Here is a 25,072-nt window from a genome sequence, read left to right as displayed (position 1 = left end):
TATACTTCACTTTTTTTTTTTTTTTTTGTCAAGACAATTTTAAAAATTTTTTGTAGATAGGCCAGAGAATCGTTCACAATATTTTTTTAAGCTAAAACAGGCATTGAAAAAGGTGGGTATCCCTCGGGTATTATTAAAGTGGGAAACTTTTAAAAACCAAAAAGGAGGGACACCCACCTAATGAAATTATACCAAAAACTTAAAGCATCAGGTAATCCCCAAGCTCCTGTTCAGTTAATTCTTTCCCTTTTGGAAAAATATTCTGTTCCTGAGGTTGCCAATATTATTGGAGTTTCTTCTCGTTGGGTTTATAAAATCCGGCAACGTTTCTTAGAATCCAATGGTTCCATTGCTGCTTGTATCTTGAAAAAGGGTCCAAAAAAGCCTATGCCTAATCGTACTCCTGAAAACATTGAAAATTTTGTCGTGGATTTAGCTAAAGCCACCAATTTCGACCCTCGCCGCTTGGCTGTTCCTTTGTCTTCTCTTTATAAGATTAATCTTTCTCCCTATACTATTCGCAATATCTTACGTCGTTATAAGATAAAAACCCGTAAAGTTAAAACTTTCTCCGGGCAAAAACGTTTGGCCTTTGATTTCTCAGCTTTTGAACCGCTTCAGTTTTGGCAAATCGATTCTAACCATATTGCCGACCAATCGGCTTTGCCTTTTGATGCTTATGCTGCAATTTTCCGCAATAAGTTGCCTAAATACCAGTTTACTGCTATTGATGTTAAATCCCGGCTCCGTTTTATTGCTTTTGCCAACGAACTTACTTTTAAAAATGGCCTTTCTTTTATGCTTCTCGTGGCCTTTTGGTTAAGAGCTTTTGGGATTAATCAGCCTCTCTTCTTCCAAACTGATAATGGGGAAGAGTTTGGTGGCCACCCTACTTCCAGAAAAAAGTCTATTATGCAAAAGTTTATCTTTGAGCCTTTGAATATTTCTTTGTTAAATATTCCTCCTGGTCAAAAACAATTTAATTCTTTCGTTGAGCGTTCTCACCGTTCTGTTGATGAAGAGTTTTACTCTATCAATCTTTCTAAGTTTACTTCCCGTTCTGCCTTCTTAAATATGGCTCAGAATTGGCTCCTTTACTTTAATTACCGTAGACCCCACTTCGGCAAAAATATGAGTGGTAATACTCCGATGACTATTTTGAAAAAATTCCTTAAACCCATCAATCCTGCTATCGGCGCTTTCCCTGTTGTTTTATTAGATCGTTTTTCCCATTTTCTTAATTACCTCTGGTATATTTCTACTTTGCCTTGGGATTATTTACCCCGTAATTTAAAGCTTTTGAACGAAACTATGGCCTATTACCATACCGCAAAGTCAAAAAGCAGTTCGTATTCTTCTTTTGTAATTTCCCTTACCTGCTGATAGTCGTTTAAGAGTTCGGCTATACAGAAACTCTTATCAAGAACGGTTTTGGTTTTCCCCATTATAAAACCTCTGGTCTGGTATCGTTCAAGTTATTCCTCAAAGGTTTCTTTGCCGTCGGATAACATATAAAGTTTCTATAAAGTTTTCTTGCTTCGGGTGATAGCACCAAAAAACACCTCCTAAAAACTTAACCTGCATTTTTCTGACTGATTTTCAGCCGTAAAATGCAGGTTTTGATGTGCTTTTTTTATTCGCTTTCGGGTAAAAATGCAAAGTTAGAACGTATTATCTTGCACTTTTATTTTTACAAATCAAAGTTGGGAACCTTTTTTTAAGTCGGCCGGGGCAAGGTTTATCGTTATCCTGGCGATGGGAAAATCAAACCCGGAATTTTTTATCGCCGACTTTACCCGCTCCCGGGCTTCCTTGACCGCCGTATCGGGAAGGCCCACTACCTCCATCCCCGGAAGCCCGCGGTTTATATCCACCTCCACCTCTACTATTTCTCCGTTAATGCCGTTTAAGGCAACCGTATGAACTTTGGAAAGCATCTATCTTCTCCTTTGGCCATTTTTGTTTCTTATTCGGCATATTTCCTAAAATTCCTCTAAAAAGAAAAAAGCCTGCTTGAAAAAGCAGGACGTTAAGTATTTGTTACAAAATGAAAATGAATAAGTTAAAACAGATATTCCAATAAATAGATTCTTAGTTATTAATATATTCCTTCTAGAATAATTTCCCCGGTATTTGCATTTATCTGCAAACTCCCACCTTTGACTATATATTTTCCGTTTTTATCAAAAACAGCATCTTCTGGAACATTAAATTTATAATCGACACGGTATTTTAAAACATCTTCTTTAACTTTACTCGTGTGGTTTTCTCCAACCATTAGCTTAATATTATACTCTTTAATTTCTTTATCGGGGTATTTGGTTTTTAAAAAATTTTTTAATATGTCTAGCGCTTCATTTTTACTTATTTTGGGATTTAATTGCTCTACCTTATTATTACCATAACCACAAGTATAGCTACACACTTTACCGCTTCTGGAATCAACCATTATGTTAACATATACTGGTAATTCTACATTTTCATCTACTGCTTTCCAGATAAAATAGTAATCACTTTTTGAAACCCTATTAAAATAATTTTGTTCAACTAACACCATATTATATTTATTGAATGCTCGAAAATGTTTTTGAGCAAATTCCAATGCTTCTTTTTTGGCATTTTCCATAGATATTTCCGGTTTATTACTATCGAAACAGTATGCCGCTTCATCAATAAAGCCTATTATTTCATAATCTAAATCCGGGTCAATTTGTATATATTTTGCTTCGCCATTTATTTCAGTTTTAACCTCAATTTTAGTTTTTGAATCCTCATTTTCTAAATTAGTTAAAACAATTTTTGGAACTTCGGTTCCAGTAAAATCCTTTACTTTATTTTTTAATTTTTTAAAATCTAATTTTACCAAAACGTTTTTATCAATTTGTACACTTTTATCAACAATAATGCCCAAATCCTTCATTTCAATAAGTTTATCTTCATAACTGGTAAAAACCTGACCTGCAATTGCTCTTATTTCATCTTTAAATAAAAATAAATTAATCAATAGCATCATTGATATTAGTATAATTATTTTCGCCCGATTCACCTAATATCACCATCCTAAATTAATTTGTATAACCAGCTTTTGCAGGTGCTAACGTAACCCCATAAGGAGTAATAAATGCACCCTGCCCATTACCATAATTACGAAAGAGTTGAAACCATCCGAGGTTTTATTTTTGTTATAATATTTGTTATAATAATCTTTATACACAAACATTATTTCCTATGATTCCCTGAAATATCGGCAATTTGGTTTGGCTATAAATACATTCTCGCTAAAAACTTCCTTTTTCCGTTTTTTTGCGTATAATTAAATATAAGAAATAAAATGATAAAAGGATAATTAAGATGTTTGGCATTATGTAAAAATAATATTTCATCGAAATTGATGTATCGATACTATCAATTTCAAGAAACTTTTTATATTTAATCCAAAAGTAAATCAAAGGTATTTGAACTATTATTTGAATAATATTTATTGCTATACTGATTTTTTTATAAAACCTTTTTAAATTGCTTAAAATTATTCCAATTGTTCCCAAAATTATTGCAATAACACCCCACAATTTTAATAATAGTTCATTTAAACCAAAAAACTGAAAATAATATAGTAAACCTAATAAAAACATTAGACTAAAATTGATAAATAATATTTTTCTAATATTCATAGAACCCTCCTCTTTTTACGGTTTTATATAAGGAAATAACCATTCACTTAAATAAAAAAGCGACGGGTGGGCAGCAGCAAAAATTAGTTTTCAATAACTGCATAATCTGCTTAAAGAAAAAATGAGCAAAAGCCGACAAATTGGTTTTACTTTATTCTCTCTTAAAAAGATGATTAATTCCGGCAACCTTTTCGACTGCCAGGACAAAGGCTATTCCCTTCCCAGGTTTGTTTAAATCGGTCTCATTTACTATAGCTTCCAATACCCTCTTAGTTTTTTGGCGTTCAATTAAAGTTAGAACGATTTCTTTTTCCGGCTCTATGGTAATACCAAATAACTTAGCGTGCTCATGAATTCCCGTTCCCCGGCCGGATATTATCGTTCCACCTTCCGCACCGGCCCTTTTTGAAGATTCAACTACTTTTTCCGCATCACCTTTATTAACTATAGTTATGATTAAATCATATAAAATCTCTCCGTTATTTTCCATTTCAATCCTCCCAAAACTTTTTTTCTTAGTTTCAGCAGGTATGCACATATGGCAAATACCCGCTACTTCCTGTACATCAATGATAAGAGCTATTCCTTGCCCCGGTTTATTCAGTTGGGCACTTGAAATAATAGTTTGAAAAACGGTATCTAATTCCTCTTCGCGAATTAAAGTAAAAATTATCTCTTTTTCCGCCTCAACTGGAATGCCAAAAAAAGTCATCCTTTCATGAATTCCTATACCCTTTCCCATTATAGTAGTTGCACCGTCGGCCCCAGATTCCTTAGAAGCCTTAACTACTTTTCTTGCTACACCATAATTAACAATGGCTATTATAAGTTTACATTTATTTAAGATTTTACTCATCCTTGCTCTCCTTTCTAGTAAAGAGCAATCCTAAAAGCAAAACTGTTAAAATTGGTGAAAGAGCTACCAAGGAAATCATCCCAAATCCTTCTATCAACGGATTTCGTCCTTCTATAGACGAAGCAACACCTAACGCTACAGCCGAGATAAAAGTTACGGTCATAGGTCCGGTGGCCACTCCTCCAGAATCAAAAGCAATTGCGATAAATTCGGGTGTAGAGTAATGCATAATTATAAAAGCGGTTAAATAGCCTGGGATGATAAAATACCATAGAGGGATTCCATAGATAATTCGCCCCATCGCTAAAGCAATCGAGATAGCAACTCCCAAAGATAAAGTATAGAGCATTATTTGTTTTGGGATATAACCTCCCGAAGCCTTTTCTACTTCATAAGTCAGCACACGTACGGCAGGCTCGGCAAATGTAGCTACAAAACCCAAAATAAAACCTATTGGTATCAATACCCAATTGTGTTCTAAACTCCCTAAAGCTACTCCTAATGTTTTGCCAACGGGAAAAAAGCTAACATAAACTCCCTGTAAAAAAATAACTAAGCCAAGAAACGTCAAAACCAAACCCTTAAAAATATTTAAGACTTTATATTTTGGAAATTTTAACAGCCAAAATTGAAATATTAAAAACATAATCACAAGAGGTAAAATAGCTATAAACACTTCTAATATAACATGGCTAAATCCAGAAAATATCTGAATTTCTTTCATCGAAAAATCACCCCAAGCAACAATACTGCTAAAATAGGTCCAACAGAAGCTAAGGCTATGAGTCCAAAGCCATCGGAGGATGCACTTTTACCTCCTAAAACCGAAGCAACCCCTATCCCTAAAGCAATAATGAACGGTACTGTTACCGGGCCTGTGGTTACACCACCAGCATCAAAAGAAATTGCTAAAAATTCAGCCGGTGTAAAAAACGCCAGAATAAAAACAAGACCATAAGCTACAATTAAAAGATGTTTCATGGGAATACCCAGTATAATCCGCAATATAGCCAAACCCACAAAAATCGCCACACCCAGAGCTACAGCACTAATTAAAAGGTTTTTGGAAATAACTCCTTTCGAAACGATATCTATTTGAGTAGTTAAAACTCGAACATCTGGTTCGGCCACTGTCACCACAAAACCCAGCAAAAATCCAAAGAGAATTACAACCCACGCTTTACCTGTTTTGGGTAGGGCTGCACCTATCGTTTCTCCCAATGGTAGTAAACCTATTTGTACGCCAAGGGAAAAAAGAATTAAACCAATAGTAACCATTATAACACCAATCAAAAATTGTATTATAATATCAATTGAAGATCGAAGTATAGCTTGAAGAGTAATGATGACGACGGTTACAGGTAAAACGGCATAAATTACTTCAAATAAAATGTTTTTAATCTTTTGCATGCCTTCTCCTTTCTGTCACACACCTTGTAATTTTTATCTAACCTGTTTTCTAATTTAATTCTACGATTATAAACCGTATTCCTCTACCGAATTAACAATCTATGCGTATTTAAACTTAAGCAATCAACCTGTTGGGAATAACATTTTTACGGGCAGTAACAGCGTTCGTTCCTTTTTGTTTCTTATTCGGCATATTTCAAAAAATTCCTTTAAAAAGAAAAAAACCTGCTTAAAAGCAGGAATGTTTGCGCTAAGTAACCGAACTGTTTGGGTAAAGCAGTCCTCGCTGGATTAACTTTTCCTTCACTGTAGGGAAATAGTCGAGATTGGTATGGGGCAAAAACATGCTGCCGACAAATTTATTCATAAAAGCCTGGCTGGCATTGAGCTCGAAGTAGGTAATGTTACGCGCAATCTCTTCCGCCTCGACCCGTTTCTGCTTGGATAAAAGCACCAGTCTGGCACCTTCTCCGGATGAGTTACCCAGACGCACCATCCTGTCCCGGGGTAAGTCGGGATACAAACCAATGGTAATAGCAGATTCCAGGTGTAGATACTGGCCAAAGCCTCCGGCAACATAAAAACGTTCGATGTCGGAAAGGTCGCAACCTACGCTTTCCAACAAAAGTTCCAGAGCTGCATTAACCGCCCCTTTGGTTCGTAGTAAATTATTTATATCCGCCTGGGTTATCACGATATCCTGCCCAGTAGCCGATTCCTCAGCAGGCACCACCACGAACCGATCCCGCCCGTCCTTGAATCGCCCCGACCGGTCGATGATGCCCGCAAGCAATAGCTCTGCCAGGCAGTCAACCAAGCCAGAGCCACAAATACCTACCGGGGGAACCCCATCTATGGTAGTGTAATATACCTTACCTGTGTCCGGATCAATCCTAACACTATCCACCGCCCCCGGTTCGGCTCGCATACCGTTTTTCGCTACACCCCCCTCTAATGCCGGTCCAGCGGCACCAGCACATCCCACCAGCCAGTCCCGGTTACCCATAATAATTTCCCCATTGGTACCAATGTCTACAAATAAAGAAAGCTCAGGTGAAAGGTGCAAACCACTGACCAGTACCCCAGCAACTACATCCCCTCCTACATAACTGCCTACAGAAGGCAGGCAGTAAACCGGCGCCAGTGGATTAATCTGCAATCCCAGCTGGCCAGCGGGTATAATTCCCGGGCTATTTACCGTCGGGATATACGGTGCCTTACAAATACGGGAAGGATCCAATCCCAAAAAAAGATGAACCATGGTAGTGTTGGCGCCTACAGCAACGGCACTAATTTCGCGGGCTTCCACATTATGTTTCTTTATAAGTTGTTTAATTAATTTATTTAAAGTATCAAGGATAGCCCTTTGTAATTGCTCCAGACCATCCGGTGTGCTGCCCAGGTATATACGGGTAAGAATATCTTCTCCAAAGAAAATCTGGCCGTTATAATCCGCTGCCGTGCCCATGATTTGCCCGTTTTGCATGTTTACCAGGTAAACCACTACAGTGGTGGTACCTATATCCACCGCCAGGCCATAATGGCGATTAGTGGTATTTCCCGGTTCGAGGTCCATTAAAATCAAAGTCCCCGAAGCTTCCTCTCCCAATGTAACCGTTACCCGCCACCCGGCCTCCAGTAAAACACCAGGAACACGGCGCATTACCGTTAACGGTACCGTTACCGGTCCCAGTATTTTCCGTAACGCCGCAACCAGGCGGTCAACATCAGCCTGGTTGTCATTCAGGCTTGGTTCCCCAAGCTCTATATAAATTTTCCTGGTCAGGGGCTCTAAAATTAAATCTCCCCTGTTAACTCCTTCTACGAGAATTACCCCCTTATCGGTCAACACTTACACCTCGCTTTTTCTGTTGCTTTGACTGCTAAAATTATATCACAACCATCTTTTGGGAATATTTAATTTTTTTTATTTCAATTATCAGGGTTTCTTATGTATAACTCAATTAGAAAATCCTGTCCGTTATGAATACGTATGATTTCAGCAAAAAAGCTCCCATTAGGGGAGCTTTTAAATATTATTCATCGTCCGCCACCAGTTTACTATCCTGCATAAGATATTTATTAGCGGCAGTTTTAAAAGATCTTCCTGATGTTTTATAATTTCCTTTTGCTTTTCGATTTCTTCTAAAAGCTCTTTTTCCCGCTTTTCCAGCGCTTCCTTTTCGTTTAAAAGAAATCCTAAGTCGAGGGAGTAGCGCTCCAACTCTTGTCTTAATTTCTTTTCTTTTTTCTGCCAGTTTTCCTCCGCTTTTTTTAACTGCTCCTGTACCTCAATTACTTCCTTTTCAAGCTTAGCTACCTTTTCTTCAAAGGTATTTTTAAGTTCAAAAAGTTTTTTTCGGTTTTCTTTATCTTTTTCCCGGTAGGCATTTAACTTTTGAAACATATTTACAACAGAGTTTTCTAATTTTTCTTTAATCACCAGTAGTTCTTCTTTATCCCGGATTACCCGCTGATAGCGAGCATGCCAGAGCCGGCACTGGTATAAGATACTATCGGCTTTTCTTCTTAGCTTTTCATTTTCCCGGCTCATCCGGAGTAATTCTTCCCGCCGTAATGCCAAAAGAAAATCTTTTTCCGCAATTTTTTCCGAAAGCTCATTAATTTCTTCTTGACTTTTTCTTTGCAAAAACTGGACCGCTGCTGCTTGCTCTAAAGCTTCCCGGGCCTGTGCTAAAACTTCGGCACTAACTTTACTTTTTTTATCGGTATAAAATATTCTTAACTTTTTAATGACATCCATATATTTCAGCGAAGCCTGAGCGTATACTTTTTTTAGTTTCAGGTCCAATTTATAATAACCGTAACCGTTTTGCTCAAAAAAAGGATACTTTTTTAAAATTTTTAAAACTTTTTCCGGTGAAGTATCCATTCTTTTAGCTAATTCCTCCAGCCTCAATTCCTCTATCATAAGTTCTCTGGCAATTTTTTCCCGCAATAAAAAATCACTTTCATTTATTAACCAGTAGGTCAAAGCCCAGGAACCATCATCTAACTGCACAAACCGACTGTCCCGGCTTAATTGCTGAACTTTTTTATTTTTTTTGTCCTTTAAAGTATATTTTTGCGGCTTTTTACTGATTAGAACCTGTTTAAAAAAAGAATCGTTCTCCCGAATCCCCTCTTTGCGCACCGCCCAGAAGCCTTCATCATTCTGGTAAAAACAGGGATTTTGCTTTAGACAGTTACGGGTTTTCTCCAGAACTTCCTTATACGAAAATTCCTTTAACATTTTTGCCCGGACATATCCTACCAGCTCTTCTTCCGACATACAGGGAAAATAACACAGTACCGTTTTTAAAATATCGGTTAATGAGTTTAAGTTTTTGGCAAGGCGCAATACTACCACCTCAGATCTTATTTTGATGGTAGTATTATTCAATTTTCTGGCATTTTTTTCCTGCCGCGAAAATTGTTTGTTATAAAAAAACCTTTCGTCAAGATAAAACAAATTTAAAACAGGTCCCGGTAAAATTTTTCGATATCCTTTAAGCTTCGGCATAAAAATATCTTATCAATAAAAGGTTTGTATTCATGAATTACACAGTCGGTTTTACTTGTTTCTTCCATGGTTAAAGGGGTTAACCAAAAGATTTTTTTCACCTTTGTTTTAATTTCCTTTAAATATTCCGCACCGGAATCCTGCCAGTTATTTTTTGCATCCCCCAAAATTATCAATACTTTTTGCCTGTTTAAAAGCTTTGGTTTATTTTGCAAAAATTCCAAAAAAGCTCTCCTGTAATCGGAAAAGCCTGTATAACTTAACTTTTCCTTTTCCAAAGCTTCAATAAATTCCCGGTAAGGCAAATTTAAAAGGCCGGTGACATCGGTTACTTTATCCACAAATAAGAATAAATTAATTTTTTGAAACCGTGCAGCAATATGATAGGTAAATTTTAAAAAGAAGCTGGAGTAATCTGCCATGGAACCACTTATATCCAGTAAAAGAATAATTTCCGCCGGCTTTAATTTATACCGGTGATAAGCTATTTGTGTGGGAATTCCGCCGGTTTTTAGTGTTAACCGTAAAGTGTATGGACCATTAAAAACACCACGCCTTGCCAATTTCTTACGGTAACTTTTTTTCCAGGCTAAATTTTGAGCAATTTTTTTAAGGTAACTATCCAATACCGCTTTTTCAAGTGGATCGATTGCTAAAAGATCTTTTTCAGTCAGGTCAAGGGTTGTTTGAAGGGGCTTGGTTTTAAAACTTTGTTTTTTATTTTTATAAAGATATACTAAATATTTTTCTAACTCTTCTTCAGTTAGTTTACGCACATCAATTCCAAATTCTTTTTCAATTTTATAAAGATTTTCATACCAGTTTATTTTCCTTTTAACGTTAGCTAAAAACTCTTTAATCTCCGCTGACCAATTTTCCTGACTATCTAAAAGCTTTTTTATAGCTTTTTCGTCATTAATGCGAAGTAAAAAATATAAGCTTTCCTCATTACCAATTTGCCCCGAAGGTAGGCCTAAATCCCCCGTATCATCACCCTTATCTTTTAAAGTTGGTAAATTTAAGTTATAATCTTCAATTAGAAGGTAGGAAAAAACGTCGTCCAAAATTTTTTGCTGTTCGGGGGTTTTGGCCAGGGTAATTTTAACAATATTCTTGAAGTTTTGTATCGTTAACGGTTGTTCTACAGTGCTGATGGCGTTAAAAAAGTCTATGGTTTCGGCAAGAGAGCAGGTAATCCCCTGACGCCGCAGATAATTAATAAAATCAAGTAAAGGTTCCATCATGTCAATCACCTTTTTAGGGGGGAAAATTATGCCGTTTAAAAATCCCGAAGATATAGCTTCTCGCTTAAGTAAAGTGGGTTATTTTAGCGATAAGCAAATTGCAACCGCAATTTATTTAGCCTACAACTTAGAAAAACCGCTTTTAATTGAAGGCCCGGCAGGCGTAGGCAAAACCGAAATCGCCCTTGCAGTTAGTCAAGCTTTAAAGGTACCGCTCTTAAGGCTTCAGTGTTATCCAGGATTGGATGAAGCTAAAGCCTTATATGAATGGAATTACCAGAAGCAGCTTTTGTTTTTGCAAACGGTTAAAAATAACTGGCAAGAAGTAAAAAAAGATTTATACAGTGAAGAATTTCTCCTACCCCGCCCCCTTTTAAAAGCTCTAATGTCTGCAACTAAAACCGTTTTACTTATCGATGAAATCGATAAAAGCGACGAAGAGTTTGAAAGTTTCCTTTTAGAAACTTTAGCTGAATATGCCATAACCATTCCGGAATTGGGTAGGATAAAAGCCAAAAATCCACCGTTTATAATCATTACCAGCAATAACTCCCGGGAGCTTTCCGATGCCCTGAGGCGTCGTTGCCTTTATCTTTACCTTGACTATCCCGCCCGGGAGCGGGAAGTTGAAATCATTTTAAACAAAGTTCCGGGAATTGATGCCAAACTTGCAGGTCAAATTGTGGATTTTGCCAACCGTTTAAGAACCCGGGATTTAAAAAAGAAACCAAGCATTGCCGAAACGGTAGAAATGGCCAAAACTATAAAATTATTAAATTTAACCTCATTAAATCCCGAAGTGTTGGATACCACCTTAGGCGTGTTAGTTAAACACTGGGAAGATTTAAAATATGTAAAAGAAAAAGAGCTGCCCAATTACAGGCTGTAATTGGGCGCTTCTTTTGTAATGGTTACATCATGAGGGTGGCTTTCTCTAAGACCTGCCTGGGTAATTTTGATAAATTTTGTTTTGGTTTTTAATTCATAAATATTGCGAACCCCACAGTATCCCATTCCTGCCCGAAGTCCACCAATTAATTGAAAGATAGTTTCGGAAACAGGCCCCTTAAAGGGAACTCTTCCCTCTACTCCTTCCGGTACCAACTTTTGCTCGTTTTCTTGGAAATATCTATCCTTACTTCCCTCTTTCATCGCGCCTAAAGAGCCCATTCCTCGGTAAACTTTATAGCTCCGCCCTTGCCAGATTTCAATTTCCCCGGGGCTTTCTTCGGTTCCAGCTAACAAACTACCTAACATAACTGTATCAGCACCCGCGGCTAACGCCTTGGTGATATCTCCGGAATATTTAATCCCTCCATCGGCAATAATGGGTACATCATACTTCATGGCAACTTCAGCACAATCAAGAATGGCTGTAATTTGCGGAACCCCAATCCCCGCCACTACCCGGGTAGTACAAATTGACCCTGGACCAATGCCCACCTTTACCGCATCGGCACCGGCTTTGATTAAATCTTCGGTAGCTTCAGCAGTGGCCACATTTCCGGCTACCAGTTCAACCTCCGGATAGCTGCTTTTAATTTTATATACCGCGTCCAACACACCCCGGGAGTGACCGTGCGCAGTATCCACCACAATCGCATCGACTTTAGCCTCAACTAAAGCCTTTACCCTGTCCATCATGTCGCGACTAACCCCGACCGCCGCTGCAACCCGCAACCTTCCCTTTTCGTCTTTGGCGGCATTGGGATATTTCCGGGTTTTTTCAATATCTTTAATCGTAATTAAACCTTTTAAATGGAAATTTTCATCTACTAAAGGTAACTTTTCTATTTTATGCTTTTGCAGTATTTTTTCCGCCTCTTTTAAACTCGTCCCTACCGGTGCGGTAATTAAATTATCTTTAGTCATGACATCAGCAATTTTTTTGCTGTAATCCGATTCAAAGCGTAAGTCTCTATTGGTTATAATTCCTACTAACTTTCCTTCTACGGTAATGGGTACTCCTGAAATATGGTACCGTTCCATTATTTCCAAAGCATCTCTAATTAAATGCTCCGGGGACAACGATATTGGGTCAGCAATAATTCCATGTTCGGACCGTTTAACTTTATCCACTTCCATTGCTTGCTCTTCAATAGACATATTTTTATGTATGACCCCAATCCCTCCTTCCCGGGCCATGGCAATAGCCATTCGCGCTTCGGTTACCGTATCCATACCTGCACTAACTATGGGAATATTTAATTTGATCTTTTTCGTAAAACGCGTAGTAGTATCCACATCTCTGGGTAACACTTCCGATTTTGCAGGAATCAAAAGTACATCATCAAAAGTTAATCCTTCCTTTACTATTTTTGACTCCATTCTTATTCCTCCTTTTTCATTATTTTATCAATTTTGCAATATTTATACTTATAACCCAATAATTGTTCGAATAATTATTTCAATTTGACAAAAAATATAATTGGAGGTGGTGACAGTGGTGAAATCACCCCTGGAAAAACTTAAATATGAGGTTGCCGGAGAATTGGGCATTGGCACCGATGACACCACCTACAGACAAAACTTAGAAAAAATGAAAATCGAAGCCGCCAGGGAAATCGGTATTTATGACCAAGTGAAAGACGGCTACTGGGGTGAAGTTCCATCCCGGGAATGCGGCCGGGTTGGGGGACGGCTTGGTGGAAAAATTGGCGGTAATATGGTAAAAAAATTAATTGCCTTGGCCGAACAGCAAATACAACAGAAGTGGTAGCTATTTACCACTTCTTTTTTGTATTTCCATAGATAATAACTCTAACAACTCATCAACCATATGGGGAAGAGGCAGGTCCCCAATTCCCGGAAATAAATAATTTTCTCGAGCTAAAGGCAGTAAAACTTTTTTAATATTGGACAAGGAAAGAGCTTTTGCCATTTCCGGTGTAATCTCCCCAAGCATCCCGTAGGGAAAAGCAATTCCTATCGGACCCAAGATGATATCCACCCGGGACAAATTATAAATAAGGGCAGATTCGCCCGTTGCCCCCTCATTTGCCCCCGCCTTTAACATGCTGTAAGTAGCGTGACTGTTGGTTCCAATAGCGATTATTTCAATCTCCTGGCCAAAAGCTTTACGTAACCTTTCAATAATGTACTTCCCAATGCCTCCGCCCTGACCATCAATTACAGCAATTCTCATACTTCCCTCCTGTACTGCAAATATTCTCCGATTCTTTTTCCTGCTTCGGTAAGTTTATCCTCGTCCGCCACCAGGGCAATCCGAACGTACCCTTCGCCAAGGTCACCAAATCCGATACCCGGAGTTACTGCTACACCAGTATTGGCGAGAAGATCGAAAGAAAATTTTCTTGAATCATTTATTCCATCAGGAAGCTGGGCCCAGACAAACATAGTAGCTAAAGGAGGTTTTACTTGCCAGCCATACTGAGATAAAATTTTAATTAAAACATTTCTCCTTTTTTCATAAGTCTTAACTAAATCCGGAATAATAACATCCCGAAGCCTAATCGCTTCTAAAGCCGCTTTTTGTAAAGGCTTAAAAACACCGTAATCAATGTTTGATTTTAATATTGTTAAAGCGGAAATAACCTTTTGATTACCAGCAGCAAAACCTACCCTCATTCCCGCTAAATTAAATGATTTTGATACGGAACAAAATTCAACTGCAACGTCAATTGCTCCCGGAATTTCTAAAAGACTAATACTTTTTGTCTCATCAAAAGTTAATTCTCCATACGCCAAATCATTAACCAAGATAAAACCATATTTTTTGGCATAAAATACAAGTTTTTCGAAAAATTCGTAATTGGCCAAGGCAGTCAAAGGGTTATTAGGGTAGTTAAGAAAAATAATTTTTACCGTTTTTAAAACATCATGCGGAATCTTTTTGATATCCAAAAGATAATTATCTTCCTCCAATAAAGGGTAATAATAAATCTTCGCTCCCGCAAGTTTTGCTGCCGCTTCATAGATGGGATAACCAGGGTTAGGGACTAAGACTAAATCATCCGGATTTAATAAAGCAAGGGGTAAGTGGGCTAAACCTTCTTGTGATCCCAGCAGTACAATGGTTTCATCAATTTTTAAATTAACTCCATACTTTTTTTGATACCAGTCAATTAAACCTTCTCTTAATTCCTCTAAGCCTGGATTTAAGGTATATCCATAGTTTTGGACATTATGGACCTCTTGGGCTAATACTTCAATTACCTTAGGGTGTGGCGGTAAATCGGGACTTCCGATGCTTAAATTTATCACGTCGCGCTCTTTAGATACTTTTTTAATCCGCATCGATAATTCATCAAAAATACCGGTTGAAAATTTCATCCCCCACCCACCTTTTAATTTTTAAAATTAATATAACACTTCTTTTAAAACTCTATCAATATTTTGGTAAAATATTTTTTCAACCTCACCGGGTAAAAACCCAGCCCTCAATAACGCTTCCTTTAAATTTTGGTACTTGGTACAATCTTCCAATCCTCCAACTCTTTTTTCCATTCCATCAAAATCAGAACCTATTGCCAGTACATTAACCCCTGCAATTTCAGCAACGTGGATAAAATGGGCTACCAACTTTTCCAAGGTGGGAAATTCGGCAGATATAAAGTCCGGGACAAAACTGATTCCAATTACCCCACCTTTTGCCGCTAAAGCTTTTATTTGCCGGTCACTAAGATTACGGGGATGGTCGCACAGGCTTCGGCAGTTGGCATGGGAGACAATAAAAGGTTTTTCCGATAAATCTATTAAATCCCAAAATCCGGGTTCAGCAAGATGAGCGGCATCTATCAAAATTTTTTTTTCGTTTAATTCCCGCACCACTTTCCGACCAAAAGTAGTAAGGCCTTGGGGGTTATTCTCTAAAACACCGTCGGCAATTAAATTTTTATAATTCCAGGTAAGGGTAAGAGAGGCTACCCCCAGTTGCTTCAATTGTTCAATTTTTAAAAGATTATCTATTACTTCTCCCCCTTCCACACTTAAGTAAAATGAAGTTTTCTCTTGGTTAAACATGCTATTTAAGTAATTTTGATAAAAATTATAGATCCGGATAAATCTTTCCCAGGCTCTATCAGGTTTAAATTTTTCTTCAATGTAAATAGCTAAAAATGGTATAACATCTGCATTTTTTATATTTTTCCAGTTGGTTTGAGCCTCTGGATCAATTTCCTTAAAAAAATTTAAACCCCTATTATAGTAAAATACTAAAGAATCCAGATGACAGTCGATAATCACCTTCATTTCACTCTCCTTAGAAAGAATAAATGCCTGTCTATCGTCAAGATAAACAGGCATTTCACTTAAAACTTTTTAACGGGGCTGAACGATTAATTTTATGGCAGTCCGTTCTTCACCGTCGATAACGATGTCGGTGAAGGCAGGGATGCAAACCAGATCCAAGCCGCTGGGCGCTACATAACCACGGGCAATCGCCACAGCTTTTACCGCTTGATTAATCGCCCCTGCGCCAATAGCTTGTAACTCCGCGCTGCCTCTTTCCCGGATAACCCCAGCTAAAGCACCGGCTACCGAATTTGGATTAGACTTTGCTGAAACTTTCAACACTTCCATTAGCAAACCTCCTTAGCTTGTATATTTTACTATATCTGGTATATCAATATATTCGCTATTTTAGGGAAATTTCCTTTTTTATTTTTAAATTTTTTTTAAATTTTTACTATGAATTTCCTCGTTACTCCCTTTCAATATACTGAATACGGGTTATGTTTTCTGCTTTACCGTCCTCAGTCAGGGAAACCAAAATTCCGGAAACTATATAGGGACCGCTGGCACTTTCAAATCTTTGGGGCATTTGTGTTAAAAACTTTTGGAGTACCAAATTAGTTTTAACTCCAATCACCGAATTTAACGGCCCACTCATCCCCACGTCGGTAATATAAGCAGTTCCCCCGGGTAAAATCCGTTCATCGGCCGTTGGCACATGCGTGTGGGTGCCAAAAACTAATGAAACCCTCCCATCCAAATACCAACCAAGGGCTATTTTCTCCGAAGTGGCTTCGGCATGAAAGTCGACAATTATGTAATCAACAGCTTGCAGTTCTAAAAGTATTTCGTCCATTTTGCGAAAGGGACAGTCCAACTCGGCCATAAATACCCGCCCCATTAAGTTAACTACCGCAACATTTTTACCTTTAACCCTAAAAATACCATACCCCTGTCCGGGGGTACCGGGAGGATAATTGGCCGGACGAATAATGCGCGCATCACCAATTATAGTAAATATTTCTTTTTTATCCCAGGTATGGTTTCCCATCGTTAAAACGTTAATTCCTGCTGCAAATAGTTCCTGAGCAATTTCCGGAGTTAAACCATTTCCTCCCGCCGCATTTTCCCCATTGGCAATAATAAAATCTACTACGTGCTTTTCCATTATCCTGGGAATAACCTCTTTAACCCCGCGACGTCCCACCCGTCCTACTATATCCCCGAGTATTAAAATATTCAACGCCCTATCCTCCGTTTCTAATTGGCTATCACAACTCTTCCTTCCTCGCGGAAAGCAAAGACCGTTTTATAAAAACTTCGTTTGGTATTTTCTAAAAGTAAACTTAATTGATGTTCGTCAATTTCGATAAAATCAAGCACATCGTTAAATTCATCGGTAAGGTAATTAAAACCCAACCCTTTTCCCACCTGAACTGCAAAACTTAATTCCCCTAAATGAAAGGTATTTAGGTCCCGGAAAACTTCTATCATAACATAGTTTTCCAGTAAGTTGTATTTTATCTCCAACGTATATTTTTCCATCTTTTTTAAGTCTAAATAACTTTTCCATAAATACTCGGTCTTTTTAAGCCTCTGAGTAAGATCTTTCAGACTTTCAATAAAGTATTTTAACTTAACTTGCCTGGCATCGGAATCTATTTGGATCGCCGCCAGCTCAGGATGTAAAAGAAAGATCGATGTGAGAAGATTTACAATTGTTTCATTTTTAACGGATTTAACTGGATTTTTCATCGCTATCTCACCCACCATAACTTAATTTTACCACAAAACCCTTTTTTCCTTCTATAATTAAAAACGACCCCTGCGGGTCGTTTTTTTGCCTATTTTGCATAATCGACTGCCCTGGTTTCCCGAATAACGGTAACCTTTATTTGCCCGGGGTATTCTACCTCTTCTTCAATTTTCTTAGCAATCTCCCGAGCTAATCGAACGGAAGCCAGGTCATCTATCTTTTCAGGTTTTACCAGGATTCTTATTTCCCGGCCAGCCTGGATAGCATAAGATTTCTCCACGCCTTCAAACTCATTAGCAATTCCTTCTAACTTTTCGAGCCGTTTAAGATATGCTTCCAAAGTTTCACGCCTTGCTCCAGGCCTTGCTGCAGAAATGGCATCGGCAGCTTGCACAAGTACTGCTTCCACTGTTTTTGGTTCTTCATCACCATGATGGGTAGCAATAGCATGTAAAACTTCCGGATGCTCGCGGTATTTTTTAGCAAGCTCAACCCCAATTTCCACATGGGATCCTTCCACTTCGTGATCAACCGCTTTCCCGATATCGTGCAAAAGCCCTGCTCGTTTTGCTAAATTAACATCAGCTCCCAGCTCAGCAGCCATTAAGCCTGCCAGGTGGGCAACCTCAATAGAATGCTTTAAAATATTTTGTCCGTAACTTGTTCTAAATTTTAACCTGCCAAGTAGTTTAATAATCTCGGGATGTAAACCGTGAACGTTAACCTCAAAAGCTGCTTGTTCACCAGCTTCCCTTATATCTTGCTCTACTTCTCTGGTAGCTCTTTCCACCATTTCCTCAATCCGTGCCGGGTGAATTCGCCCATCCTGGATTAATTTTTCCAGGGCTCGTCGGGCAATTTCCCGGCGGATTGGGTCAAAACCGGAAAGAATTACAGCTTCAGGAGTATCATCAATAATTAAATCAACACCCGTTAAAGATTCAAAAGTCCTGATGTTTCGACCTTCCCGCCCTATTATTCTACCTTTCATCTCATCATTGGGGAGGGCAACAACCGTAACGGTGGTTTCGGCCGCATGATCAGCAGCACATCTTTGAATTGCCAAAGTGATAATTTCCCGGGCTCTTTTCTCGGCCTCTTCTTTGGCCTTTGTTTCAATTTCCTTTATTAATAAGGCCATTTCTTGTTGAACTTCTTCTTCTACTTGTTTTAGAAGAAGCTCCCTTGCTTCTTCGGTTGAAAGTCCCGAGATCCGTTCTAACTCCGCCAATTCTTTTTGCAGCGTTTCCTCTAAACTTTGCCGCAAGTTCTCTATTTCCTGCTCCTTTTTGGCTAACTGCTCTTCTTTCCGCTCAAAACTTTCTATTTTTCGATCCAAGGTTTCTTCCTTGGAAAGAAGCCTGCGCTCTAAACGTTGCAATTCCTGGCGTCTTTCCCGGTGTTCTCTTTCTACTTCATTTTTCATTTTTAAAATTTCTTCTTTTGCTTCTAAAACAGCTTCTCGTTTTTTGGCCTCAGCGGCTTTTGTTGCTTCGTCAATTATTTTTTGAGCTTGAGCTTCAGCGGAACCGATGGCTGCTTCAGCTATGTTTTTCCTTAAAACATAACCTGCGGCAACCCCAACCCCAATCCCAGCAACAGCAATAATTAGGTCGGTTATTAAATTCAATTTTTCACCTCCTTACTATTGGATAGCTAATAAAAAAAACCGAGTTTCTACTCGGCTGAAATAGAATAAGAAACCTACCAACAGGCCAAAACCAATCGGCAGGTCCCATTCTACTTTCACCTATCCATATTTTACCCGTTATCCTTATCATCTGTCAAGAAAACTGCCTTACGCGCCACCGCCGGCGAAAAACCACGTCCCACCAAAAACCGGTAATATTTACCATAATCCATTGGGTCAAGCTGTTTATACTTCTTTAATAAAATTTCTTTTGCTTTATTCACTTCCTCCTCTTCGTCTACCGGCAAATTATTTAAATGTTCCAAATCTAATCCTTTTTGCAAAAGCTTAAATTTTATTTTGTTTATTCCGTATCTTAAAGCCTTTTCACTTAAAAGGTAATTTTCCAAGTACCGTCTGTCATCTAAATAACCGATAGCAGTAAGCTTGGAAATCACCTCTTCAATTTCTTCATTGGGAAACCCATTTCTTGAAAGATACTGGCGCACTTCTGCCGTAGTCCGCAGGGCACGGGAAAGGTAGTTTAAGGCTTTTTGGTAAGCCCGACTACTCAAAATTACTCCTCAAACTCCTCGGAATTTTTTAAACTTGGCGATTCTGGAGAGTTTAATACTTGCTCCCGGATTTTTTGCTCAATTTCTCTGTAAATTTCCGGATTCTGCCGTAAAAACTCTTTGGCATTTTCCCGGCCCTGGCCCAAGCGCTCATCATTATAGGAATACCACGACCCTACCTTTTGGATAATTTTTAACTCAACAGCAACATCCAACAAACTTCCTTCCTTGGAAATCCCTTCTCCGTACATAATATCAAAATCCGCCTGCTTAAAAGGAGGCGCTACTTTGTTTTTCACAATTTTTACCCGCGTGCGGCTGCCGATAATATCATTTCCTTGTTTTATGACATCTACCTTTCGAACATCCATGCGAATTGACGCATAAAATTTCAAGGCCCGTCCCCCGGGAGTAGTTTCCGGGTTTCCAAACATAACCCCAACTTTTTCCCGCATTTGGTTAATAAATATTGCCACCGTTTTTGATTTACTTATAGCCCCGGTAAGCTTTCTTAAAGCTTGAGACATAAGGCGGGCTTGCAAACCGACATGGGCATCACCCATTTCTCCTTCAATCTCTGCCCGCGGAACTAAAGCAGCTACCGAATCAATGACAATTACGTCAATCGCACCGCTTCTTACCAAGCTTTCAGCTATCTCTAAAGCCTGTTCGCCGGTATCGGGCTGGGAGACTAAAAGATTTTCAATGTCAACCCCTAACTTTTGGGCATAAACCGGATCTAACGCATGTTCCGCATCAATAAACGCTGCAATACCGCCCATCTTCTGCGCTTCCGCTATAATATGCAAAGCTACGGTAGTTTTTCCGGAAGATTCGGGGCCAAAAATTTCAACCACCCGGCCCCGGGGAACTCCACCTACCCCTAAGGCTAAATCCAGAGCCAGAGAACCGGTAGGAATTACTTCCACCTGAAATTTTCCGGTGTTTTCACCCAGGCGCATAATGGAGCCTTTTCCAAACTGCTTTTCAATTTGGGAAATGGTAAGCTCTAAAGCTTTTAGTTTATCATTCATGAAAGCTCCCTCCATAAAACATTTGTTCGTGTTTATTATAACTTTTCGCCGGTTTAATTGTCAAAACAATTTTGAATTAAAAGTTTTAATGCTTCCTCGACCGTTTGCGTTCTAATTTTCTGCCTATCACCGTTAAATTGATATTTAAAAGCTTTAACTTCCCTGACGGTCGCAATACCAATATATACCAGGCCAACGGGTTTATCCGGTGTACCCCCAGAAGGCCCGGCAATTCCCGTAATACCCGCTCCTACCGTTGTTTTAAGCTTATTTTTTATTCCCAATGCTAAGCCTTGAGCAACTTCGGGGCTTACCGCACCTTTTTTAAGTAAAAGGTCTTTATCTATGTCGGTTAAGATTTCTTTAGCTTCATTGGCATAAACTACTGCCCCTCCAAAATAATATTTAGAACTTCCGGGAACAGCAGTAATTACCGCTCCTAAAAGCCCGCCGGTGCATGATTCCGCCGTTGCCAAAGTTAAGTTTTTGGCGATAAACAACCGCTGCACTTCTTGTGCCAGAGAAATTAAAGCATTATCAATCATTTATAAACTCTCCTTTTAAATCGTATACATCATAATCGGTGATTAAAACATTAATAATCTGCCCTTTTTTTAACCGTTTTTCCGCTTTAATTTCAATTATTCCGTCAATTTCGGGGGCATCCATATAGGTTCGACCAAGGTAAAGGTTCTCTCCCCTTATCTTTTTTTCCACAATGGCAGGAATCTTTTTACCCACCAAACCTTTGTTTAAGTTAAGGGAAATTTCTTGCTGTACCTCCATTAACTTCTCATAACGTTGCTCCTTAACTTTTTTCGGTATTTGGTCCTTCATTTTTGCTGCCGGGGTACCTTTTTCGCGATAATAAGGAAAAGCCCCGAGACGATTAAATTTAAACTTTTTAACAAAATCCAAAAGATAGTTAAACTGTTCTTCCGTTTCTCCCGGAAAACCAACTATAAAGGTAGTCCTTATAGTTATATCCGGTATTTCTTTTCGGAGCTTTTCTAAGGTTGATATAATTTCTTCACTACTTCCCTTTCTTCCCATTTTCTTTAAAATTTCGGGATGAATATGCTGTAACGGTACATCGACATACTTAATTACCCTGGGATTTTCTTTAATCTCGTTAATTAATTCGGGAGTAATTTTATCGGGGTAAAGATACATCAACCTTACCCAAAAATTTCCTTTAATTTTGGCAATTTTTCTTAAAAGTTCAACTAATTTAAACTCCCCATAGAGATCAATACCGTACGCGGTGGTATCCTGAGCTACCAAAATGATTTCTTTAATTCCCTGCTTTAGGGTATCTCTTATTTCTTCTAAAATATCGTTAAGAGGCCTGCTGGTGTATTTACCCCGAATTGCAGGAATAGTACAGTAGGTGCAACGGTTATCACAGCCATCGGCAATCTTGATATAACGATAGACCTCATTGATTTTGGCACGCGGTTTTTTTTCCAAGTTTAAAAATCCCGGCTCGCTTAAAACTAATTTGTTATTTTCCCCAAAATCAGCTAAAAGTTTATCAAGGTTATTAATTTCCCGGGGAGTAAAAAATAGGTCAACCTCCGGTAAATGCTTTGCTAACTCTTTACCTTCCCTTTGGACCAAACAACCGGCAACCAGGATTTTTTGTCCGGGTTTTTTCAGGTGAACAAGATTTAAAATTTCTTCAACACTTTCTTCAACAGCGGCGGAAATAAAACCACAGGTGTTTACAATTAATAAATCGCATTCTTCCGGATTTAAAGAGCGCACATACCCTTTACTTTCCAGGATTCCCATTATTACTTCACTATCCGCTTGATTTTTGGTACAGCCCAGGGAAAGGATAAAATATTTCAATTTCTTTCACCTCTTACCCTTAATATGTTTCCTTAACTACCTGGCCCATCTTTCCAGGTGTTCCGTAGGTTACTCCATTTACCGTTACCACTACCGCTCCGGCATTGCCAAATTTTATATTAACGGGTTTGGTCGAAATAAATTGTTTTTCGGCGGGAGGATTTAGTTTACCCGTAAAGACAACCTTATCTTCTTCTTTAACTTCTAACCAGCAAGGCCCGTAAACGGCCCTAACAATAATCGTTTTTTCAAAGCTTTTCACCGGCAGTACTCTTTGGCTTTGTTTTTGATAAACTTTACCGGGAACTGGAGGTTTTATAGTCTTAGGAGGTTCTTTGGTTATTCTGCCGCTTATAAAAGTATAAAAGAAGCTACTGGTTATAATAAGAAAGAACAACGTAATAAAGACAGTTTTTAATGGTAGAAAAAAATTTTTTTCTCTATAAATAGCCTTACCTTTTTTTGTCTGCTCCGAGGTAAATTGCTCTGTATTTTCCACGATTGTTGGCAAATCTTCGGGTCCGATCGTTACTCCTAAAAAGCGGGCATAGCTTTGTAAAAAAGGTTTAATATAAGCTTTTCCCGGAAGTTCATCAAACCTTTCCTCTTCCAAAGCTTGTAGATATTTACTGCGGATCTTAATCTCTTCTTCCACCTGTTTAAGGGTTAAACCTAATTGCTCCCGGCGTTTTCTTAATTTTTCTCCAATCATTTTTCTTTCCCTCCTGCCACTTCCCTCCAAAATTCCCTTACTTTTGCGGTTAATTCATCAATATCTTTTCCGGAAATAACCTTTTTTATATTTTGTAAATAGGCCCTGGATTTTTTATAAAGAGGGTCGTAATAGTCAAGAAGCAAGGTCTTCGTAAAATCATAAAATCTTCGCCTTCTTAAATCTTCTACAAGCTTTTCCACCTTTGCTCTGCCCAAATAGGGGGTAATACTTTGCAAAGCTTTTATAAACAATTCAATATCAATTTTTTCCGCATTATATTCAAACATGAGGTTTTCAATGCGTTTTTCTTCCGGTAATTCTAACAGTACTACCGGTGCTTCCTGCATCTTTCTAAACAATCCTCTGGGAATAAACAGTTTACCGATCTTTTGGCTTTCTCCTTCCGTTAAAAAAGGAATTCCCTGCAAATCCTTTAAAACTTCGTATAACTTCGATTCAAAAAATTTTTGAGTGGGCTGGGGCTCAAGCCCCAAATGTCCAAAAACCGAACCCCGGTGACTGGCAAGCCTTTCCAGGTTTAAAACCGGCAATCCTTCCAGTTGCAAGTTTTCTAAAATTTTTGTTTTCCCAACCCCGGTCATACCGTAAAGAACAACGGGATGAATATCTTCAACAGTTTCAAAGAATTTAACTACTTCTTTGCGGTAACTTCTATAACCCCCCTCTAAACGGTAAACATAGATATCAACCATCCGCAGGAGTTCTGCCAAAACAAGACTTCTTAAGCCTCCCCGCCAGCAATAAATAACGACATCTCCCTGTTCTTTATACTTAAGGATTTCGTTAACTATGCGGGGAAGCTTGGGAGATAAAAAATTTAATCCTGCTATTTTGGCCTGGCTTACACCTTGATATTTATATATTTTACCTATAACTTCCCTCTCCCTATCATTAAAAAGCGGTAAATTCAGGGCACCGGGAATGTGATCTTCGATAAACTCTTTCGGAGAACGGACATCTATCAACACCGGATTTTTTAAATTTTTAACTTCGGAATAAGCTATAGTTTTCACGGAGTACCACCTGGATAGCTAATGAAAGAGTCTCGATTAAGTATAACACCGGCAATTTTTACGGTCAATAATAAAAAACCGGGCATCCGCCCGGTGAATTATTCATAGTTAAAAACCGTTTCCGCATCCTTTGCCGGAGTTATTTTAAATTCCTTTAACCTCACAATTTTTTCTTCCTTACCCGTTTCGGTATTTACGTAAATTAAATATTTTTCCCCCAGCAATTCACCTAAAAACTCGTATGTTAAGACCTCCTGGTTCCTGTCATTTAAAATTACGGCTTTGCGAGTTCGTAAAATTTTTAAACGCGGGTTAATATTTTTTTTCGCTTCTGCTTCAGTTAAAAGGAGCTTATTTAAAGGTCGAGGTCTATCGTACATGTAATACTGGGTTCCTTCAAAAGCCGTAACATCCCCTCTATCCATTCCCACTTTTACTTTAATTATTTTGGGGTAATATAATATCCCGTCTACATTACTTACAAAGGTAATACTTAATTCGTTATCTATTTTATCCATCTCTGTGGGCTCTAAAGCACGAAAGCCAAACCTCTGGAGATATTTTTTTGCTTTTTGAA

General features: G+C 38.5%; 27 protein-coding genes. 3 read left to right on the top strand and 24 right to left on the bottom strand.

All coding sequences use genetic code 11. From position 1 onward, the window contains the following. Positions 1-180 precede the first annotated feature (180 nt). The gene (locus ciss_RS11865; protein WP_075866502.1) at positions 181-1,383 is read left to right on the top strand and encodes an integrase core domain-containing protein; all 1,203 of its coding nucleotides are present in this window, start codon (positions 181-183) and stop codon (positions 1,381-1,383) included. Positions 1,384-1,697: 314 nt separating this feature from the next. Here ciss_RS11865 and ciss_RS11860 read toward each other — a convergent pair whose 3' ends face one another. The 9 genes from ciss_RS11860 to ciss_RS11820 all read right to left on the bottom strand — a co-directional run bounded on the left by ciss_RS11860 (position 1,698) and on the right by ciss_RS11820 (position 10,701). After that, positions 1,698-1,937, bottom strand: a complete 240-nt coding sequence (locus ciss_RS11860; RefSeq protein WP_075866501.1) for a magnesium chelatase domain-containing protein — start codon at positions 1,935-1,937, stop codon at positions 1,698-1,700. Between the two features lie 161 nt (positions 1,938-2,098). Continuing rightward, positions 2,099-3,046 (bottom strand): YcdB/YcdC domain-containing protein, encoded by a 948-nt coding sequence (locus ciss_RS11855; protein WP_075866500.1) that lies wholly within the window; start codon positions 3,044-3,046, stop codon positions 2,099-2,101. A gap of 232 nt (positions 3,047-3,278) precedes the next feature. Continuing rightward, entirely contained in the window at positions 3,279-3,671 is a 393-nt protein-coding gene (locus tag ciss_RS11850; RefSeq protein ID WP_075866499.1) for a hypothetical protein, read from the bottom strand. Positions 3,672-3,822: 151 nt separating this feature from the next. After that, complete coding sequence (locus ciss_RS11845; protein ID WP_075866498.1) at positions 3,823-4,527, bottom strand: P-II family nitrogen regulator; 705 nt, start codon at positions 4,525-4,527, stop codon at positions 3,823-3,825. Beyond that, the gene (locus tag ciss_RS11840) at positions 4,520-5,251 is read right to left on the bottom strand and encodes a DUF1538 domain-containing protein (protein ID WP_075866497.1); all 732 of its coding nucleotides are present in this window, start codon (positions 5,249-5,251) and stop codon (positions 4,520-4,522) included. Before ciss_RS11840 ends, ciss_RS11845 begins: the two co-directional genes overlap by 8 nt. Beyond that, positions 5,248-5,937: a DUF1538 domain-containing protein gene (locus ciss_RS11835; protein ID WP_075866496.1), complete on the bottom strand. Its 690-nt coding sequence runs from the start codon at positions 5,935-5,937 to the stop codon at positions 5,248-5,250. The genes ciss_RS11840 and ciss_RS11835 overlap by 4 nt, the downstream gene beginning before the upstream one ends. 250 nt (positions 5,938-6,187) lie before the next feature. Further along, on the bottom strand, positions 6,188-7,786 hold the full coding sequence (locus ciss_RS11830) for an ASKHA domain-containing protein (RefSeq protein ID WP_235837303.1): 1,599 nt from the start codon (positions 7,784-7,786) through the stop codon (positions 6,188-6,190). Between the two features lie 180 nt (positions 7,787-7,966). Next, positions 7,967-9,460, bottom strand: a complete 1,494-nt coding sequence (locus tag ciss_RS11825) for a hypothetical protein (protein WP_075866494.1) — start codon at positions 9,458-9,460, stop codon at positions 7,967-7,969. Next, the gene (locus ciss_RS11820) at positions 9,412-10,701 is read right to left on the bottom strand and encodes a VWA domain-containing protein (protein WP_075866493.1); all 1,290 of its coding nucleotides are present in this window, start codon (positions 10,699-10,701) and stop codon (positions 9,412-9,414) included. Before ciss_RS11820 ends, ciss_RS11825 begins: the two co-directional genes overlap by 49 nt. Before the next feature lie 31 nt (positions 10,702-10,732). Here ciss_RS11820 and ciss_RS11815 point away from each other — a divergent pair, with 31 nt between their 5' ends. Continuing rightward, the gene (locus tag ciss_RS11815; protein WP_075866492.1) at positions 10,733-11,593 is read left to right on the top strand and encodes an AAA family ATPase; all 861 of its coding nucleotides are present in this window, start codon (positions 10,733-10,735) and stop codon (positions 11,591-11,593) included. Here ciss_RS11815 and guaB read toward each other — a convergent pair. Then, positions 11,581-13,032 (bottom strand): IMP dehydrogenase, encoded by a 1,452-nt coding sequence (gene guaB / locus ciss_RS11810; RefSeq protein ID WP_075866491.1) that lies wholly within the window; start codon positions 13,030-13,032, stop codon positions 11,581-11,583. The genes ciss_RS11815 and guaB overlap by 13 nt on opposite strands. Positions 13,033-13,141: 109 nt before the next feature. Between guaB and ciss_RS11805 the strand changes: the two genes are divergently transcribed. Further along, positions 13,142-13,423 carry a small, acid-soluble spore protein, alpha/beta type gene (locus tag ciss_RS11805; protein WP_369689048.1) on the top strand — a complete coding sequence of 94 codons (282 nt, stop codon included), beginning with the start codon at positions 13,142-13,144 and terminating at the stop codon, positions 13,421-13,423. Here ciss_RS11805 and ciss_RS11800 read toward each other — a convergent pair whose 3' ends face one another. The 14 genes from ciss_RS11800 to ciss_RS11735 form a co-directional block, all read right to left on the bottom strand. After that, the gene (locus ciss_RS11800) at positions 13,424-13,849 is read right to left on the bottom strand and encodes a DUF3842 family protein (protein WP_075866490.1); all 426 of its coding nucleotides are present in this window, start codon (positions 13,847-13,849) and stop codon (positions 13,424-13,426) included. Then, positions 13,846-14,997 (bottom strand): aminotransferase class I/II-fold pyridoxal phosphate-dependent enzyme, encoded by a 1,152-nt coding sequence (locus tag ciss_RS11795; RefSeq protein WP_075866489.1) that lies wholly within the window; start codon positions 14,995-14,997, stop codon positions 13,846-13,848. The genes ciss_RS11800 and ciss_RS11795 overlap by 4 nt, the downstream gene beginning before the upstream one ends. Before the next feature lie 27 nt (positions 14,998-15,024). Continuing rightward, a complete protein-coding gene (locus ciss_RS11790) occupies positions 15,025-15,915 on the bottom strand; it encodes a dipeptidase (protein WP_075866488.1) in 891 nt (296 codons plus the stop codon). A gap of 69 nt (positions 15,916-15,984) precedes the next feature. Beyond that, positions 15,985-16,245, bottom strand: a complete 261-nt coding sequence (locus ciss_RS11785; RefSeq protein ID WP_028052328.1) for a stage V sporulation protein S — start codon at positions 16,243-16,245, stop codon at positions 15,985-15,987. A gap of 121 nt (positions 16,246-16,366) precedes the next feature. Beyond that, positions 16,367-17,140, bottom strand: coding sequence for a TIGR00282 family metallophosphoesterase (locus ciss_RS11780; protein ID WP_075866487.1), 774 nt, complete (start codon positions 17,138-17,140; stop codon positions 16,367-16,369). A gap of 17 nt (positions 17,141-17,157) precedes the next feature. Further along, complete coding sequence (locus ciss_RS11775) at positions 17,158-17,652, bottom strand: hypothetical protein (RefSeq protein WP_075866486.1); 495 nt, start codon at positions 17,650-17,652, stop codon at positions 17,158-17,160. Positions 17,653-17,741: 89 nt separating this feature from the next. After that, entirely contained in the window at positions 17,742-19,283 is a 1,542-nt protein-coding gene (gene rny, locus ciss_RS11770) for a ribonuclease Y (RefSeq protein WP_075866485.1), read from the bottom strand. 131 nt (positions 19,284-19,414) lie between these two features. Further along, entirely contained in the window at positions 19,415-19,858 is a 444-nt protein-coding gene (locus tag ciss_RS11765) for a regulatory protein RecX (RefSeq protein WP_075866484.1), read from the bottom strand. A gap of 2 nt (positions 19,859-19,860) precedes the next feature. Then, complete coding sequence (recA, locus tag ciss_RS11760; RefSeq protein WP_201787802.1) at positions 19,861-20,892, bottom strand: recombinase RecA; 1,032 nt, start codon at positions 20,890-20,892, stop codon at positions 19,861-19,863. A gap of 53 nt (positions 20,893-20,945) precedes the next feature. Then, on the bottom strand, positions 20,946-21,437 hold the full coding sequence (locus ciss_RS11755; protein WP_075866482.1) for a CinA family protein: 492 nt from the start codon (positions 21,435-21,437) through the stop codon (positions 20,946-20,948). Beyond that, complete coding sequence (gene rimO / locus ciss_RS11750; RefSeq protein ID WP_075866481.1) at positions 21,430-22,746, bottom strand: 30S ribosomal protein S12 methylthiotransferase RimO; 1,317 nt, start codon at positions 22,744-22,746, stop codon at positions 21,430-21,432. Before rimO ends, ciss_RS11755 begins: the two co-directional genes overlap by 8 nt. Before the next feature lie 19 nt (positions 22,747-22,765). Then, the gene (locus ciss_RS13750; protein ID WP_075866480.1) at positions 22,766-23,458 is read right to left on the bottom strand and encodes a helix-turn-helix domain-containing protein; all 693 of its coding nucleotides are present in this window, start codon (positions 23,456-23,458) and stop codon (positions 22,766-22,768) included. Beyond that, on the bottom strand, positions 23,455-24,495 hold the full coding sequence (gene mnmH, locus ciss_RS11740) for a tRNA 2-selenouridine(34) synthase MnmH (RefSeq protein ID WP_075866479.1): 1,041 nt from the start codon (positions 24,493-24,495) through the stop codon (positions 23,455-23,457). The genes ciss_RS13750 and mnmH overlap by 4 nt, the downstream gene beginning before the upstream one ends. A 98-nt stretch (positions 24,496-24,593) precedes the next feature. Then, positions 24,594-25,072 (bottom strand): PepSY1/2 domain-containing protein (locus tag ciss_RS11735; protein WP_201787801.1); only part of this gene is annotated, 479 nt, incomplete at its 5' end.

Origin of the sequence: Carboxydothermus islandicus (assembly GCF_001950325.1) — a bacterium.
Taxonomy (GTDB): domain Bacteria; phylum Bacillota; class Z-2901; order Carboxydothermales; family Carboxydothermaceae; genus Carboxydothermus; species Carboxydothermus islandicus.
The sequence above is the reverse complement of the archived record's forward strand: the minus strand, read 5'-3'. Positions and strand labels throughout refer to the sequence as shown.

Excerpts from the sequence above, each read along its gene's own strand:
- ciss_RS11865 (WP_075866502.1), top strand. The coding sequence starts at position 181 with ATGAAATTATACCAAAAACTTAAAGCATCAGGTAATCCCCAAGCTCCT.
- ciss_RS11840 (WP_075866497.1), bottom strand. The coding sequence starts at position 5,251 with ATGAAAGAAATTCAGATATTTTCTGGATTTAGCCATGTTATATTAGAA.
- ciss_RS11775 (WP_075866486.1), bottom strand. The coding sequence starts at position 17,652 with ATGAAAAATCCAGTTAAATCCGTTAAAAATGAAACAATTGTAAATCTT.
- ciss_RS11835 (WP_075866496.1), bottom strand. The coding sequence starts at position 5,937 with ATGCAAAAGATTAAAAACATTTTATTTGAAGTAATTTATGCCGTTTTA.
- ciss_RS11815 (WP_075866492.1), top strand. The coding sequence starts at position 10,733 with ATGCCGTTTAAAAATCCCGAAGATATAGCTTCTCGCTTAAGTAAAGTG.
- ciss_RS11860 (WP_075866501.1), bottom strand. The coding sequence starts at position 1,937 with ATGCTTTCCAAAGTTCATACGGTTGCCTTAAACGGCATTAACGGAGAA.
- ciss_RS11790 (WP_075866488.1), bottom strand. The coding sequence starts at position 15,915 with ATGAAGGTGATTATCGACTGTCATCTGGATTCTTTAGTATTTTACTAT.
- ciss_RS11845 (WP_075866498.1), bottom strand. The coding sequence starts at position 4,527 with ATGAGTAAAATCTTAAATAAATGTAAACTTATAATAGCCATTGTTAAT.
- recA (WP_201787802.1), bottom strand. The coding sequence starts at position 20,892 with ATGAATGATAAACTAAAAGCTTTAGAGCTTACCATTTCCCAAATTGAA.
- ciss_RS11820 (WP_075866493.1), bottom strand. The coding sequence starts at position 10,701 with ATGGAACCTTTACTTGATTTTATTAATTATCTGCGGCGTCAGGGGATT.
- ciss_RS11755 (WP_075866482.1), bottom strand. The coding sequence starts at position 21,437 with ATGATTGATAATGCTTTAATTTCTCTGGCACAAGAAGTGCAGCGGTTG.
- ciss_RS11785 (WP_028052328.1), bottom strand. The coding sequence starts at position 16,245 with ATGGAAGTGTTGAAAGTTTCAGCAAAGTCTAATCCAAATTCGGTAGCC.
- ciss_RS11825 (WP_075866494.1), bottom strand. The coding sequence starts at position 9,460 with ATGCCGAAGCTTAAAGGATATCGAAAAATTTTACCGGGACCTGTTTTA.
- ciss_RS11795 (WP_075866489.1), bottom strand. The coding sequence starts at position 14,997 with ATGAAATTTTCAACCGGTATTTTTGATGAATTATCGATGCGGATTAAA.
- ciss_RS13750 (WP_075866480.1), bottom strand. The coding sequence starts at position 23,458 with ATGATTGGAGAAAAATTAAGAAAACGCCGGGAGCAATTAGGTTTAACC.
- ciss_RS11850 (WP_075866499.1), bottom strand. The coding sequence starts at position 3,671 with ATGAATATTAGAAAAATATTATTTATCAATTTTAGTCTAATGTTTTTA.
- ciss_RS11800 (WP_075866490.1), bottom strand. The coding sequence starts at position 13,849 with ATGAGAATTGCTGTAATTGATGGTCAGGGCGGAGGCATTGGGAAGTAC.
- guaB (WP_075866491.1), bottom strand. The coding sequence starts at position 13,032 with ATGGAGTCAAAAATAGTAAAGGAAGGATTAACTTTTGATGATGTACTT.